General features: G+C 72.7%; 4 protein-coding genes. All 4 read left to right on the top strand.

Annotation, left to right across the window (positions count from 1 at the left end; translation table 11 throughout):
- Positions 1 to 46: 46 nt before the first annotated feature.
- The 4 genes from AB0927_RS03140 to AB0927_RS03125 all read left to right on the top strand — a co-directional run bounded on the left by AB0927_RS03140 (position 47) and on the right by AB0927_RS03125 (position 16,827).
- Positions 47 to 11,134: a type I polyketide synthase gene (locus tag AB0927_RS03140; RefSeq protein ID WP_366665742.1), complete on the top strand. Its 11,088-nt coding sequence runs from the start codon at positions 47 to 49 to the stop codon at positions 11,132 to 11,134.
- A 17-nt stretch (positions 11,135 to 11,151) separates the two neighbouring features.
- Positions 11,152 to 15,024: an alpha/beta fold hydrolase gene (locus tag AB0927_RS03135; protein ID WP_366665778.1), complete on the top strand. Its 3,873-nt coding sequence runs from the start codon at positions 11,152 to 11,154 to the stop codon at positions 15,022 to 15,024.
- The gene (locus AB0927_RS03130) at positions 15,021 to 16,238 is read left to right on the top strand and encodes a cytochrome P450 (RefSeq protein ID WP_366665741.1); all 1,218 of its coding nucleotides are present in this window, start codon (positions 15,021 to 15,023) and stop codon (positions 16,236 to 16,238) included. The genes AB0927_RS03135 and AB0927_RS03130 overlap by 4 nt, the downstream gene beginning before the upstream one ends.
- 226 nt (positions 16,239 to 16,464) lie before the next feature.
- The gene (locus tag AB0927_RS03125) at positions 16,465 to 16,827 is read left to right on the top strand and encodes a nuclear transport factor 2 family protein (protein WP_366665740.1); all 363 of its coding nucleotides are present in this window, start codon (positions 16,465 to 16,467) and stop codon (positions 16,825 to 16,827) included.
- Positions 16,828 to 17,026: the final 199 nt, after the last annotated feature.

The raw sequence follows: 17,026 nt of genomic DNA, 5'->3' as shown, positions 1-17,026 counted from the left end.
AGAGCAGCCCGGAGCACGCACACTGCTGGATGGAGCGGCAACGCAGATGGACAACGAAGAGAAGCTCCGCGAATACCTCAAGTGGGTCACGGCTGACCTGGTGCAGTCGAGGGACCGCGTGCGGGAACTGGAGGAGCGCGCCGGCGAACCCCTCGCCATCACCGCGATGGCCTGCCGGTTCCCGCACGGCGTCCGCACCCCCGAGGCACTCTGGGAGCTCGTCGCCACCGGTACGGACGCGGTCGCCCCGATCCCCGCCGACCGCGGCTGGCACATCGACGACCTCTACGACCCCGAGCTGACCCGGCCCGGTTCCATCGGCACCCGCGAGGCAGCCTTTCTGGACGACCTCGGTGCCTTCGACGCCGCGTTCTTCGGCATCTCCCCGCGCGAGGCCCAGGCCATGGACCCCCAGCAGCGGCTGCTCCTCGAAACCTCGTGGGAGGCGCTGGAACGCGCGGGCCTCGACCCGCAGAAACTGCGCGGCAGCCGCACCGGCGTCTTCGTCGGCTCCAACACCTGGGACTACGCCCCGCCGCTGACCCAGGCGCCCGATGAAGTGGCCGGCTACCTCATGACCGGTAACACCCCCAGTGTGATGTCGGGCCGGATCGCCTACATCCTCGGCCTGGAGGGCCCGGCGGTGACGCTGGACACGGCGTGCTCCTCCTCGCTGGTCGCCCTGCACCTGGCCGGCCAGGCCCTGCGCGCCGGTGACTGCGACCGCGCGCTGGTGGGCGGCGTCGCGGTGATGGCCGCGCCCGGCGTCCTGATGGAGTTCAGCAGACAGCGCGGCCTGGCACCCGACGGCCGCTCGAAGTCCTTCGCCGCCGCGGCCGACGGCGTCGGATGGGGCGAGGGCGTGGGCGTCCTGGTGGTGGAGCGGCTCTCCGACGCCCGGGAGAACGGCCGCCGGGTGCTGGCGGTGGTGCGGGGCAGCGCGGTCAACCAGGACGGGGCGAGCAACGGGCTGACGGCACCGAACGGTCCGTCACAGCAGCGGGTGATCCGCGCGGCCCTGGAGAGCGCCGGGCTGTCGACGGCGGACGTCGACGCGGTGGAGGCCCACGGCACCGGGACCCGGCTCGGAGACCCGATCGAGGCACAGGCGCTGCTGGCGACGTACGGGCAGGGCCGGGACGCCGAACGGCCGCTGTGGCTGGGGTCGTTGAAGTCGAACATCGGACACACCCAGGCGGCCGCGGGCGTCGCCGGTGTGATCAAGATGGTGATGGCTCTGCGGCGGGGGCTGCTGCCGAAGACGCTGCACGTGGACGAGCCGACGCCGCAGGTCAGTTGGGCTTCGGGTGCGGTGGAGCTGCTGCGGGAGGCGCGGGAGTGGGCGCCCGAGGAGGGGCGGCTGCGGCGGGCCGGAGTCTCCTCCTTCGGGATCAGCGGGACCAACGCCCACGTGATTCTGGAGGAGGCGCCTGAGGATCAGGCGGCCGAACCACGGTCCGCTGTCTCCGTTCCGGTGGTGCCGTGGGTGGTGTCGGGGCGGTCGGCCGAGGCGTTGCGGGGGCAGTTGGGCCGGCTGGAGGAGTGGGCCGCCGGTCTGGACCCCGTCGACGTGGGGTGGTCGCTGATCATGACCAGGTCCACCTTCGAGCATCGGGCCGTGGTGCTCGATGGCGGGGGTGAGCCCGTGACTGGGGTGGTCGCTGCCGGTGGGACCGGGTTCGTGTTCTCCGGTCAGGGGTCTCAGCGGGTGGGGATGGGCCGGGAGTTGTATGCGGCGTATCCGGTGTTCGCGAGGGCTCTGGACGAGGTGTGTGCGGCTTTCGGCGGGTCGTTGCGTGAGGTGATGTTCGAGGGTCCTGCCGAGGTGTTGGGGGACACGGCGTGGGCGCAGCCGGCGATCTTCGCGTGTGAGGTGGCGCTGTTCCGGCTGCTGGAGTCCTGGGGCGTGCTCCCCGACGTGATGGTGGGGCACTCGATCGGTGAACTCGCCGCCGCCCATGTGGCGGGGGTGTGGTCGCTGGAGGACGCCGTGAGGGTGGTGGCTGCCCGGGGTCGGCTGATGAGCCAACTTCCTTCGGGCGGCGCGATGGTGGCGCTTCAGGCGACCGAGTCAGAGGTGGCCGGGCTGCTGTCGGATCAGGTGTCGATCGCGGCGGTGAACGGTCCGGACGCGGTGGTGATCTCGGGCGAGGAGGCGGCCGTGCTGGCGGTCGCGGCCCGTTTCGAGGCCGAGGGCCGCAAGGTGAAGCGGCTGTCGGTCAGTCACGCCTTCCACTCGTCGCTGATGGAGCCGATGCTGGACGACTTCCGTCGGGTCCTGGCGGAAGTCTCCTTCCATGAGCCGCGGTTGACGCTCCTCAAAGACGTGACCGACGCGGAGTACTGGGTGCGCCACGTCCGCGACACGGTCCGCTTCCACGACGACATCGAGGCCGCCCGCGAGGCGGGCGTCGTCCGGTTCGTCGAGGTCGGCCCGGACGCGGCCCTGTCCGCCCTGGTCGCGGGCTGCACCCCGACCCTGCGGCGCAACCGCGACGAGCCCCAGACCGCCGTCAAGGCCCTCGCCGCCCTCTGGACCACCGGCGCGCCGGTCAACTGGCAGGCGTTGTACGAGGGTTCGGGTGCCCGTACCGTCGACCTCCCCACCTACGCCTTCCAGCGCGAGCGTTACTGGCTGGAGCCCGCGATCTCTGCCACGGGTGACGTGTCTGCTGCCGGTCTGGGTATCGCCGCGCATCCTCTGCTCGGTGCCGCGATCCATCTCGCCGAGGGTGACGGTCTGATCCTCACCGGTCGGCTTTCCCGTCGTTCGCATCCCTGGTTGACCGACCACGCGATCCTGGACACGGTCCTGCTTCCCGGCACGGCGTTTCTTGAGCTGGCCGTGTGGGCGGGGGACCAGGTCGGGGCCCCCGCCGTCGAGGAACTCACCCTGCACCACCCCCTCGTCCTGCCCGAGCGGGACGCCGTCCAGCTCCAGGTGGTCGTAGGACACCTGGACGACTCCGGTCGGCGCGCTCTGTCGATCCACTCGCGTCCGGAGCCCTCGGAGGCGGGGGACGAGAAGCCCTGGCAGGAACACGCGACGGGCGCCCTCACCACCGTACGAACCGCCCCCAACTCCTCTTCGGTCACGGGAACATGGCCTCCGGCGGACGCCACCCCCGTCGACGCCGCCGACCTGTACGACCGTTTCGCGGACGTGGGCTTCGCCTATGGCCCGACCTTCCAGGGCCTGCGCGGTGTATGGCGGCGCGGCGAGGAACTCTTCGCCGAGGTCGCCCTGCCCGCCGAGGCGAGCGGGGACGCGGCGGCGTTCGCGCTGCATCCCGCCCTGCTGGATGCCGCGCTGCACGCGGTGGGAGCGGGCGGGCTGCTCGGTGCGGAGCACACGTCGGGGCGGCTGCCCTTCTCGTGGAGCGGGGTCGACGTGCGGGCCTGGGGCGCGTCGTCGCTGCGCGTCCACCTCGTGCGCACCGGTGACGACAGCCTCGCGCTCGCCGTCGCCGACACCTCCGGGCAGCTCGTCGCCACCGCCGACGCGCTCGTGCTCCGGCCCGTGACCGCCGAGCGACTTCGCGGGGACGGCCGACGCGACCTCGACGCGTTGTTCCGTGTCGAGTGGGTCGAGCAACCGCTGCCGACCCCGGCCGGCCCGCTGACCTGGGCCCTGCTGGCGCCGGCCGGCACCCCGTACGCCGCACAGGCCCTGGCGGCCGGTGCCGCCGGCACCTACACCGGCCTCGACGACCTCGCCGCCGCCGTCGACGCCGGCACGCCGCTGCCCGGCCTCGTGGTCGTGCCCAGCATCGACACCCCGGCCGGTGCGGACGATCGGCCCGGCGACGACACGGCCACCGCCGTGGACGACCGCCTCCCCGACTTGGCCCACACCCTCACCCACCGTGCCCTGCGCCTCGCGCAGACCTGGATCGCGGACGAACGCTTCGCCGGCGCGCGCCTGCTGCTGCTCACTCGCCGGGCGGTCGCCGCACGCCAGGGCGAGCAGGTCACCGGACCGGCGCACGCGGCCGCGCGCGGGCTCATACGGTCGGCGGGCGTGGAGAACCCGGGCCGTTTCGTCCTGGTCGACGTCGACGAACCGGGCGATGTCTGGCCCCGGTTGGCCGTACTCGCGGACGGCGACGAGACCGAGTGGGCGGTACGCGGCACGGACGTCCTCGTCCCCAGGCTCGCCCGGACACCGGCGGGACTCGACGTGCCGGACGACCGGCCGTGGCGCCTGGAGACCCTCGGCCGGGGCACCCTCGACGGGAACCTGGCCCTCGCGCCGTACCCGGAGGCCGGCCGGCCGCTCGCCGAGGGCGAGGTCAGGGTCGGCATGCGGGCGGGCGGCCTGAACTTCCGGGACGTCCTCATCGCCCTGGGCATGTATCCGGGCGAGGCACGCGTCGGCGCGGAGGGCGCCGGAGTCGTCCTGGAGGTCGGACCGGGAGTGTCCGGAATGGCCCCGGGCGACCGGGTGATGGGTCTCTTCTACGGCGTCCTCGGCCCCGTGGCCGTCACGGACCGCAGGCTGCTCGTCCGGATTCCCGACGGCTGGTCGTTCACCCGCGCGGCCGCCGTGCCCGTCGTCTTCCTCACGGCGTACTACGGCCTCGTGGACCTGGCGGACCTGAAGGCGGGCGAGTCCGTCCTGGTCCACGCGGCGGCCGGCGGCGTCGGCATGGCCGCCGTGCAGCTCGCCCGGCACCTGGGCGCGGAGGTCTTCGCCACGGCGAGCCCCGGCAAGTGGGACACCGTCCGGTCCCTCGGCGTCCCCGACGACCACCTCGCCTCCTCCCGCCTCCTCGACTTCGGCCGGATGTTCGCCGAGGTCACCGACGGGCGCGGCGTGGACGTCGTCCTGAACTCCCTCGCGAAGGAGTACGTCGACACCTCGGCCGCACTGCTGCCGCGGGGCGGGCGCTTCCTGGAGATGGGCAAGACCGACATCCGGCACCCCGAGGAGGTGGCGGCGGCCCACCCGGGCGTGCGCTACCAGGCGTTCGACATGCTCGAAGCGGGCCCCGACCGCATCGGTGAGATGCTGACCGCGCTCGTGGACCTCTTCGAGAGCGGTGCCCTGCGACCGCTCCCGGTGACCACCTGGGACGTCCGCGCGGCCGGCGAGGCGTTCCGCTTCCTCGGCCAGGCCCGGCACATCGGCAAGGTCGTCCTCACGGTCCCCCGGGCCGAGCCCCGGGACACGGCCGCCGACGGCACGGTCCTCGTCACCGGCGCGGGTGGCGCCCTGGGCGGACTGATCGCCCGGCACCTCGTCACGCGCCACGGCGTGCGCCGCCTGGTGCTCGCCGGACGCCGTGGCCGCCGTACCCCGGGGGTTGAGCAACTCCTCGCGGAAATGGCGGAGTTGGGTGCCCAGGCGGAGGTGGTCGCCTGCGACGTGTCGGACCGCGCGGCCCTGGCCCGGCTGCTTGACACCATCACCGAGCACTCCACCCTGCACGGCGTGGTCCACGCCGCCGGCGTGCTCGACGACGGGATCATCACCTCCCTCACCCCCGAGCGGGTGGACGCCGTGCTGCGGCCCAAGGCCGATGCCGCCTGGCATCTGCACGACCTGACCCGCGGCCTCGACCTCGCCCACTTCGTGGTGTTCGCCTCCGCCGCCGCCACCTTCGGCGCGGCCGGCCAGGCCGGGTACTGCGCGGCCAACACCTTCCTCGACGCCCTCGCCGAACACCGCAGGGCCCTCGGCCTGCCCGCCGTGTCGATGGCGTGGGGACTGTGGGAGCAGCCCGGTGGCATGGCGGCGTCCCTCGGCGAGGTCGACCGGCGGCGCATGGCGGGCGGCGGCCTGGTGCCGCTGACCGAGGACGACGGTCTCGCCCTGTTCGACGCGGCGCTGGAGCACGGCGCCCCGACCCTCGTGCCGGCCCGCCTCGACCTGGCCGGACTGCGCCGGCGCGGCGGCGCCGTGCCACCGGTCCTGCGCGGCCTGGTCCGCACCACGGCCCCGCGTGCCCAGGCCGGCACCGACACCCCGGCCACCGGACTGCGCCAGCGCCTGCACGGCCGCGGCGAGGACGAGCGGCTGCGGATCGTCCTCGACCTGGTGCGGGCCCAGGCGTCCGCCGTCCTCGGGCACGGCTCCCCGGACGCGGTCGAGGGGGGCCGCGCCTTCCAGGAGATGGGCTTCGACTCGCTGACCGCCGTCGAACTGCGCAACCGCCTGAACACCGAGACCGGCATCCGGCTCCCCGCCACCCTCGTCTTCGACCACCCCACACCCCGCGCCCTCGCGGCGCGCATCGTCGCCGACGTCAGCGGGGAACTCCCCGGCACGATCGCCCCGGCCCCCGCCGTCCGGGCCGACAGCCAGGAGCCCCTCGCCGTCGTCGGCATCGCCTGCCACTTCCCCGGCGGCGTCGACTCGCCCGAGGACCTGTGGGACCTGGTCCGCTCCGGCGGCGACGGCATGTCCGGCTTCCCCGCCGACCGCGGCTGGGACACCACCGGCCTCTACGACCCCGACCCGGACCGGCAGGGCACCACCTACGCCCGCCACGGCGGCTTCCTGCACGATGTCGCCGGGTTCGACGCGGCCTTTTTCGGGATCTCCCCGCGCGAGGCCGTCGCCATGGATCCCCAGCAGCGACTCCTCCTGGAGACCTCCTGGGAGGCCATGGAACGCGCCGGGCTCGATCCCGCCGCCCTGCGCGGCTCGCGCACCGGCGTCTTCGTCGGCGCCAGCGGCCAGACCTACTCCTCGCTCCTCGCCCGCGCCGCCGACAACTACGAGGGCTACCTCCTCACCGGCAGCACCGGCAGCGTCCTGTCCGGCCGCCTCGCCTACACCTTCGGCCTGGAGGGGCCCGCGGTCACCGTGGACACGGCCTGCTCCTCGTCGCTGGTCGCGCTGCACCTCGCCGGGCAGGCGCTGCGCTCCGGCGAGTGCGAACTCGCCCTCGTGGGCGGCGTCGCCGTGCTGTCCACGCCCGACCTGTTCGTGGAGTTCAGCCGGCAGCGCGGACTGTCGCCCGACGGCCGCTGCAAGGCGTTCGCCGACACCGCCGACGGAACGGCGTGGGCCGAGGGCGTCGGCATGGTCGTCGTGGAGCGACTTTCCGACGCACGGCGCAACGGACACCGCGTGCTGGCGGTGGTGCGGGGCAGCGCGGTGAACCAGGACGGCGCCTCCAACGGCCTGTCCGCGCCCAACGGCCCCTCCCAGCAGCGCGTCATCCGCCAGGCCCTCGCCAACGCGGGCGTCGGCGCCGCCGACGTCGACCTCGTCGAGGCGCACGGCACCGGCACCCGGCTCGGCGACCCCATCGAGGCGCAGGCGCTGCTCGCCACCTACGGCCAGGAGCACGACGACCAACAGCCCCTGCACGTCGGCTCGTTGAAGTCCAACATCGGCCACACCCAGGCCGCCGCGGGCGTCGCGGGACTCATCAAGACCGTGATGGCGCTCCGGCACGGCGTCCTGCCCAGGACCCTCCACGTCGACCGGCTGACCCAGGAGGTCGACTGGGACAGCGGGAACGTGCACGTCCTGACCGAGGCCCGGCCCTGGCCGGAACTGGGCCGGCCCCGGCGGGCCGCGGTCTCCGCGTTCGGGGTGAGCGGCACCAACGCCCATGTCGTCGTCGAGCAGTTCCCGGAAACCGACCACGCCTCCGGCGACGCGCAGGCCGCCCCGGTGGTCCCGTGGGTGCTGACCGCCCGCTCGGCGACCGCCCTGCGCGGCCAGGCCCAGGCCCTGCTGTCCTCGCCCGCCGTCCGTGAACTGCCCCACCAGGAAATCGGCCTGGCGCTCGCCACCACCCGCTCGGCCCACGAACACCGGGCCGTGGTCGTCGGCGCCGACCGGGACGAACTGCTGTCCGGACTGCTGGCCGTCGCCCAGGGCGGCACCACCGCCCACACCGTCACCGCGGCGACCGGCACCGACGATCGACCTGTCTTCGTCTTCCCTGGTCAGGGGGGTCAGTGGGTGGGGATGGCGGTGGAGTTGCTGGAGTCCTCGCCGGTGTTCGCGGCTCGGTTCGCGGAGTGTGCGGCGGCATTGGATCCCCTGACCGGCTGGTCCCTGACGGACGTGGTCCGGGAGGCCGAGGGTGCGCCTGGTTTTGACCGGGTGGATGTGGTGCAGCCGGTGTTGTTCGCGGTGATGGTGTCCCTGGCCGCTGTGTGGGGGTCCCTCGGCGTTGTGCCGGCGGCGGTGGTGGGTCATTCGCAGGGTGAGATCGCGGCGGCGTGTGTGGCGGGGGCGTTGTCGTTGGAGGACGCGGCGCGGGTGGTGGCGTTGCGGAGTCAGGCGATCGTGGCGTTGTCGGGGCGGGGCGGGATGTTGTCGGTGCCGTTGGGTGTGTCGGAGGTGCGCGAGCGGGTCGCGGTGTGGGGCGGCAAGGTGTCGGTGGCGGCGGTCAATGGTCCGTCCTCGACGGTGGTCTCGGGTGACGCGGCGGCGTTGGACGAGTTGTTCGCGGTGTTGGAGGGCGAGGGGGTGCGGGTTCGTCGTATCCCGGTGGACTACGCCTCGCACTCGGCTCATGTGGAAGCGATCGAGGCCGAGTTGGCCGATCTGCTGGCGTCCGTCAAACCGAGGGCGTCCGCCGTGCCGTTCTATTCGACGGTGACCGGTGGGTTGATCGACACGTCGGTGATGGACGCGGGTTACTGGTACACGAACCTTCGTCAGACGGTCCTCTTCGAGGACACCGTCCGTGCCCTTCTCGCCGATGGCTTCCGGTTGTTCGTGGAGGCGAGCCCGCATCCCGTTCTCGCGGTCGCCCTCGCCGAGACCTTCGAGGCGACGGGGACCGAAGCCGTCACCGTGGGTTCCCTGCGGCGCGACGAGGGCGGGCTGCGCCGGTTCCTGCTCTCCGCCGCCGAGGCATACGCACACGGCGCGTCGGTGCGGTGGCACACCCTCTTCGACGGGGCGGACGCGAGCCGGGTCGACCTGCCGACGTACGCCTTCCAGCACGAGCGCTACTGGCCCGCCCCGGGCGCCTTCGCGCCGAGCGGTGCCGCGGCCTCCGAGGACACGGCCGAATTCTGGCGGGCGGTGGACGCGGGAGACCTCGCCGCGGTGGCCGGCACGCTCGATCTCGGTGGCACGGACGCCCTCGACACGGTCGTTCCCGCGCTGGCGACCTGGCGCAGGCGGCACCACGAGCGCGTGGAGCTCGACAGCCGCCGGTACCGGATCACTTGGCGTGCGCTCCCGGACCGTACGGCGGCGCGGCCGGCCGGACGCTGGCTCGTCGCGGTGCCGGACCACCCGGCCGCGGCATCCTGGGCCGACGCCCTCGTGCGCGAACTGACCGCGGGCGGAGCCGACGTGCGCGTCCTGGACACGGCCCGCGCCGACGGTGACCGCGCGGTGCTGGGCCGGCTGATCGGCGAGGCCGCGGGCGAGGAGGAACTCCGGGGCGTGGTGGCCCTCACCGCGCTGGACGACCGGGAACACCCCGAGCACCCGGTGCTCACGTCGGGCGCCGTCGACACGGTCCTGCTGACCCAGGCCCTCGGCGACATCGGCCAGGACGCGCCCCTGTGGTGCCTGACCTCCGGTGCCGTCTCCGTCGACGCCGACGACCCGCTCACCAGCCCCGCGCAGGCCCTCGTATGGGGGCTGGGCCGGACCGCGGTCCTGGAACTCCCCGACCGCTGGGGCGGCTTGGTGGATCTGCCGGCCGTGCCGACACCTCGGGCCGTCGGCCGGCTGCTGGACGTGCTCGGCGACGCCCCCACGCACGGCGAGGACCAACTCGCGGTCCGCGAGGGCGGCGTACTCGTACGACGGCTCGGCCGCAGCCCGCGCCCCGAACGGGCCCGCACATCCTGGACTCCGAAGGGGACCGTCCTCATCACCGGCGGCACGGGCGCGATCGGCGCGCACGTCGCCCGGTGGGTGGCGCGCAGCGGGGCGGAGCACGTCGTACTGGCCGGACGCAGCGGACCGCAAGCACCCGGCGCGAGCGAACTGGCCGCCGAACTGGCCGCGTCGGGCGCCCGGGTCAGCGTGGTCTCCTGCGACATGACCGACCGGTCCGCCGTCGAGGAACTGCTCAAGGGCCTCACCGCGTCGGGCGATCCCGTGCGCGCGGTGTTCCACGCCGCGGGCACCGCCGAGTACACGCCCTTCGCCGAACTCACCGCCGAGCAGATCGCCGAGGCGCTGGCCGCGAAGGTGGCGGGCGCCCGCCACCTCGACGAACTCCTGGAACCCGACGAGGTGGACGCGTTCGTGCTGTTCTCTTCCATCGCCGGGGTATGGGGCAGCGGCGGGCAGGCCGCCTACGCGGCGGGCAACGCCTACCTCGACGCCCTGGCGCAGGCCCGCCGTGCGGCGGGCGGCCGGGCGACCTCCGTGGCCTGGGGCGCCTGGGACGCGGACGGCGGCATGCTCGACGAGAAGCGCGCCGACCAACTCGCGCGCGGCGGGGTCATCGTGATGGCGCCCGAACCGGCGATCACCGCGCTGGAACAGGCGGTCACCGACGACGAGACGACCCTCGTCGTCGCCGACATGGCATGGGACCGCTTCCTGCCCGCCTTCACCCTCCACCGTCCCAGCCCCCTCCTCGCCGACCTGCCCGACACCGCCGCGCTCGTCGCCCGCGAGGCCGCGAGCGCTCCGGCGACGGACACCGCCGCCGTGACCGGCCGCCTCGCCGGGCTCGCCCCGGCCGAGCAGCACGCCCTGCTGCTCGACCTGGTAAGGGCCGAGGCCGCCGCCGTCCTCGGCCACACCTCCGGCGCCGCCGTCGACCCGGACCGGGCCTTCCACGACCTCGGCTTCGACTCACTCACCGCCGTGGCACTGCGCAACCGGCTCAAGTCCGCCACCGGACTCGCACTCGCGGCCACCGTCGTCTTCGACCACCCGACCGCCACGGCCCTGGCCGGACACCTGCACGACGCACTGGGCGGCGCGGCCGCCCCGGCCTCCGACGACCCACTGGCCGGCCTGGACCGGCTCGAGAACGTCCTGCTCACCGCCCCGGCCGACTACTGGGAGCGGCGGCAGGCCACCGAGCGGCTGCGCGACTTCCTCGACCGGATCGCGGTCCTGGCCGACTTTCATGGTGCGGCGCCGGCCGGCCCCGACGACGACGCGGCCGAGCGCATCGAGGCGGCGAGCGATGACGAGATCTTCGACTTCATCAACCAGGAACTCGGGAGGGACCAGTGACGGCCGAGCACGAGTCCATGGACACCGAGACCAAGCTCCGGGACTACCTGAAATGGGTGACCGCCGACCTGGTCCAGGCGCGCAAGCGCGTCCGCGAACTGGAGTCCCGCACCGCCGAGCCCATCGCGATCGTCGGCATGGCCTGCCGCTACCCGGGCGCGGCCGACACCCCGGAAGCGCTGTGGCGCCTGGTGGCCGACGGTACGGACGCCATCACCGCGTTCCCGGAGAACCGCGGCTGGGACCTGGCCAACCTCTACGACCCCGACCCCGACCGGTGGGGCACCGTCTACGCCCGGGGCGGCGGCTTCCTCGCCGACGCCGCCGACTTCGACCCCCGCTTCTTCGGGATATCCCCGCGCGAGGCCCAGGCCATGGACCCCCAGCAGCGGCTCCTCCTGGAGACCTCGTGGGAAGCGCTGGAGCGCGCGGGCCTCGACCCGCGGCAACTGCGCGGCAGCCGCACCGGTGTCTTCCTCGGCAACAGCATGCAGGACTACGGCGAACTGCTGAAGAGCAGCCCCGAGGGCATGGAGGGCTACTTCCTCACCGCGAACGTCGGCAGCGTGGTCTCCGGCCGGATCTCCTACACCTTCGGCCTGGAGGGGCCGGCGGTCACGGTCGACACGGCGTGCTCGTCGTCGCTGGTCGCGCTGCACCTTGCGGTGCAGGCGCTGCGGTCGGGGGAGTGCTCCCTCGCCCTCGCGGGCGGTGCCACGGTGATGGCCACCCCGGGCATGCTCCAGGTCTTCAGCAGACAGCGGGGGCTGTCGCCCGACGGCCGGTGCCGGGCTTTCTCGGCCGACGCGGACGGAACCGGGTTCTCCGACGGCGTGGGGGTGCTGGCCGTGGAGCGGCTGTCGGACGCCCGGCGGCTGGGGCACCGGGTGCTGGCGGTGGTCCGGGGCAGCGCGGTCAACCAGGACGGGGCGAGCAACGGGCTGACGGCACCGAACGGTCCGTCACAGCAGCGGGTGATCCGGGCGGCGTTGGCGAGCGCGGGGTTGTCGCCCGCCGACGTGGACGCGGTGGAGGCACACGGTACGGGGACCCGGCTGGGGGATCCGATCGAGGCGCAGGCGCTGCTGGCGGCGTACGGGCAGGGCCGGGACGCCGAACGGCCCCTGTGGCTCGGCGCGTTGAAGTCGAACATCGGGCACGCGCAGGCGGCCGCGGGCGTGGCCGGTGTGATCAAGATGGTGATGGCCCTGCAACGGGGGCTGCTGCCGAAGACGCTGCACGTGGAGGAGCCGACGCCGCAGGTGGACTGGGCGTCGGGTGCGATGGAGCTGCTGCGGGAGGCCAGGGAGTGGGCGCCCGAGGAGGGGCGGCTGCGGCGGGCCGGGGTGTCGGCGTTCGGGGCGAGCGGGACGAACGCGCACGTGATCCTGGAGGAGGCGCCGCCGGAGGAGACGGCGGAGACTCCCGCGCGCGTCTCGATGCCCGTGGTGCCGTGGGTGGTGTCGGGGCGGTCCGCCGCGGCCCTGCGAGCACAGCTGAGCCGACTGGACGACTGGACTCCCAGGCCGGATCCCGTGGATGTCGGATGGTCGCTGATCACGACCAGGTCTGGGTTCGAGCACCGGGCCGTGGTGACGGACGACGGCCGCCAACTGGCGCGCGGAGACGCGGACGCCGGTGGCACGGGGTTCGTGTTCTCCGGTCAGGGGTCTCAGCGGGTGGGGATGGGCCGTGGGTTGTATGCGGCGTATCCGGTGTTCGCGAGGGCTCTGGACGAGGTGTGTGCGGCTTTTGGCGGGTCGTTGTGTGAGGTGATGTTCGAGGGTCCTGCCGAGGTGTTGGGGGACACGGCGTGGGCGCAGCCGGCGATCTTCGCGTGTGAGGTGGCGCTGTTCCGGCTGCTGGAGTCGTGGGGTGTGCGCCCGGATGCGCTGGTGGGGCATTCGATCGGTGAACTCGCCGCCGCTCATGTGGCGGGGGTGTGGTCTCTTGAGGACGCCGTGAAGGTGGTCTCCGCGCGGGGTCGACTGATGAGTCAACTGCCGCCGGACGGCGGGATGGTGGCCCTTCAGGCGACCGAGGCCGAGGTGGCCGGGCTGCTGTCGGATCAGGTGTCGATCGCGGCGGTGAACGGCCCCGAGGCGGTCGTGATCTCCGGCGAAGAGGCAGCCGTGCTGGCGGTCACGGCCCGTTTCGAGGCCGAGGGCCGCAAGGTGAAGCGGCTGTCGGTCAGCCACGCCTTCCACTCGCCGCTGATGGAGCCGATGCTGGACGACTTCCGTCAGGTCCTCGCCCAGGTGACCTTCCACGAGCCTCGGTTGACGCTCCTCAAGGATGTGACCGACGCGGAGTACTGGGTGCGGCACGTCCGCGACACGGTCCGCTTCCACGACGACATCGAGGCCGCCCGCGAGGCAGGCGTCGTCCGGTTCATCGAGGTCGGCCCGGACGCGGCCCTGTCCGCCCTGGTCCCGGGCTGCACCCCGACCCTGCGCCGCAACCGCGACGAGCCCCAGACCGCCGTCAAGGCCCTCGCCACCCTCTGGACCACCGGCGCGCCCGTCAACTGGCGAGCGCTGTACGAGGATTCAGGCGCTCGGACCGTCGACCTCCCCACCTACGCCTTCCAGCGCAAGCGTTACTGGATCGACGGAGTCCGCCCCTCCCTCGCGGTCGGCACAGCCCCCGCCGCACCCACCCCCGGCGAACCGCCGTCGGAACCGTCCTTCCCGCTGCGTCAGAGCCTCGCGGGCATCCCGCCCGAGGAACGGGAGGACGCGCTGTTGCGGGGGGTGTGCGCCGAGGTCGCGGCCATCCTCGACTACACGGCGCAGGACGAGGTTCACCCGGACGCTCTCTTCGCCGAGCTGGGATTCGACTCCCTGACCGTGGTGGAGCTGTGCGAGCGGCTCAAGGCGGCCACCGGTCTGCCGCTGACCGCGGATGTCCTCTTCAGCCATCCGGCACCGAGGCTCCTCGCCAAGCACCTCCTCCAACGGCTCGATGAACCCGGGGTACTGGAGTCGGAGTTGTCCGGCGTCGGCGGCTACGAGGACCGCGGTCTGCGCGAACTCTTCCGCGCCGCCTGTACCGAGGGGCGGATGGAGGCCGGCCTCGACCTCCTGGAGTCGGCGGCCAGGCTCAGGGATGCGCGGCGGTCTGTGGATCGTGCCCTCACTGTTCCCTCCCCGATGGTCTTCAGCCGTACCGGCGACCCGCTCGCCCCCGCCCTGATCTGCTTCCCTTCCGTGGTGGCGCCGTCGAACGCCTTCCAGTTCGCCCGCTTCGCCGCCGCGTTCCGCGATGCCTACCCGCTCACCGTGCTGCCGCATCCGGGCTTCGAGGAGGGGGAACCGCTGCCCGCGTCCCTGGGCGAGCTGGTCGCCGACCGGGCCGACGCGGTACGGGCCTGCGCGGACGGCCGGGAGATCGTGCTCGTCGGCTACTCCTCCGGCGGCTGGGTCGCCCACGCCGTGGCCGAGCACCTGGCGCGAGCCGGGGAGCCCGTCCGCGCGGTGGTGCTGCTGGACTCCCATCTGCCGGGCAGCGAAGGGCTCGCCGAGATTCAACAGATCCTGCTCGGCGGCGACCACACGATCGAAGCGGAGCGCTTCGGGCGGATCAATGACGCCCAACTCACCGCCATGGGGCGCTATTTGACCCTTTTCGCGGAGTGGCGTCCCGCTGCGGCACACGCGCCGACGCTCCAGTTGACCGCGGCACGCCATGTGACCGCCGGGCCCCGGGCGGGCCGGCCCGTGGCCGCGCATCTGAGGCCGGACTGGCCCGTCGCGCACACCAGTTACGAGGTGGAGGACGCCGACCATCTGTCCATGATCCAGGAGTCCGCCGCGTCGACCGCCCGGCCGGTCCTGCGCTGGCTGGCCGACCAAGAGGCCCACAGAACGAAGCAGGAGGGACACGCGTGAGTGGAATATCGAATGTGGTGGACTTGCTGAGTCCGGAGTTCACCCAGGAACCGTATGCGATCTACAACGACATGCGGGCCGAGGCGCCGGCCCACCGGGTCGTGGTGAAGACGCTGACCACCGAACTGCACGCCTGGGTGGTCACCCGCTACGAGGCGGCGCGCTCGCTCCTGGCCGACCCCCGGCTCTCCAAGGACGCCGCGGACCTGCCCCGCATCGTGGAGCGCAACAAGGTCAGCGCCGAGCCGGTGCAGTTCGCGAACTTCAAGAGCATGCTCTTCAGCGACCCGCCGGACCACACCCGGCTGCGCCGCATCATGGGCAAGGCGTTCACGATGCGGCGCGTGGAGCGGCTCAGGCCCCGGATCGAGCGGGCCACCGACGAACTCCTCGACCGCATCGTCCCGGGCGGGGACGTCGATCTGGTGGAGGCGCTGTCGCTGCCCCTGCCGATCACCGTGATCGGCGAGCTGCTCGGCATACCCGGCGACCGGCGCGACGACTTCCGCTCCTGGAACGCCACGCTGACCAGCGTCACCGCGACCATGCAGGACAAGATGCAGGCCCATGTGGCCGCCACGGCCTACCTGCGGGACTTCATCGTGGACAAGCGCGAGAGGCCGGGCGACGACTTGGTCAGCGCCTTGCTCCAGGCCGACGACGGTGAACAGGGCCTGGACGAGGGCGAGTTGCTGTCGACCATCTTCCTGGTGATGAACGCGGGTTACGAGACGACCGCGAGCATGATCAGCAACTCGGTGTACGCGCTGCTGCGGGACCCTGAACAGCAGCAGCGGCTGCGCTCGCAGCCGCAGGCCGTCCCGGCCGCGGTGGAGGAGTTCCTGCGCTTCGAGAGCCCGCTCAACCTGGCCACGGTCCGCTACACCCTGGAACCGGTCGAGATCGACGGGCTGACCATTCCCCGGGACGACCTCGTCTTCATCTCCCTGGCGGCGGCCAACCGCGACGCCGCCCGCTTCAGTGAGCCCGACGCGCTCGACACCGCGCGCTCCGCCAACAGTCATCTCGCCTTCGGCCACGGCATCCATCACTGCCTGGGCGCTCCGCTGGCCCGCATGGAGGGCGAGATCGCGCTGAGCCGGCTGCTCGCGCGGTTCCCGACCTGGCGGCTGGCGGTCGGCGAGCAGTCCCTGCGCTGGCGCGACAGCCTCCAGTTCCGGACGCTGGAACGCCTTCCCGTCCGGCTGGGCTGATCCCGTTCTGCCCATTTCCGGATCCGGGCCGCGCCCGGAGTTCTCACCGGAAAACAAACCACGGTTTCCTAGGGGTTGTGGTCCGAAGCAGTCGGCATAGGGTTTCGGAAGTCGCGGAAATCCGAAGGAATTCCGGACCGTTCTCCCCGCTATCAGCCTCACCCGATTTCTGTCCGATCAGTCGGCCATGACACCAGCGGCCATCCGTATCCGGGAGGTATTTCGCATGAGCGACAACGCAGTGAGCCGCTTCTTCGAGCTCGGCGCGCAGGAGGACATCGACGGGGCGTGGAAGTGCTTCGCCGAGGACGGGGTGTGGATCACCTCGGACGGCCCGGAGCCGGGGCGTACGCTCCGCGGCCGGGAGATCCGCGATCTGATCGAGGAGATGAACGAGCAGGCGCACCAGATACGGGCCCAGGGAATGGACGGCGTCTTCGAGAAGCCCGTCTTCCTCGCCAACGGGGACCAGGCCGTGGTCGAGTGGTCGCTGCGCAAGGAGGACGGGACCATCGTCCAGCGGGGCATCGACCTGTTCACCCTTCGTGACGACAAGATCCTGGTCAAGGACGTCTTCCGCAAGGCGTGACGCGCGGTCCGGACCGTACCCGCCGCCCTGCCCGGGGCGGCGGTCGGCACGTGACGCGGGAGAAAAGCGCGACCTGCTGTGTTAGTCTCGCGTGTTTGCGTGGTCGTCGCGGTGGGCGATTCTTGCTGTTCGGTTCCGCTCGTGTGGGCTGTGCACATCCTGCCGGGCCTTCCTCGGTACGTTCCCCTGCGGAAGGCTG

The organism is Streptomyces sp. NPDC048106 (assembly GCF_040706415.1).
Taxonomy (GTDB): Bacteria; Actinomycetota; Actinomycetes; order Streptomycetales; family Streptomycetaceae; genus Streptomyces.
Note: the sequence above shows the minus strand (reverse complement) of the source record. Positions and strands in the feature narration are given on the sequence as shown.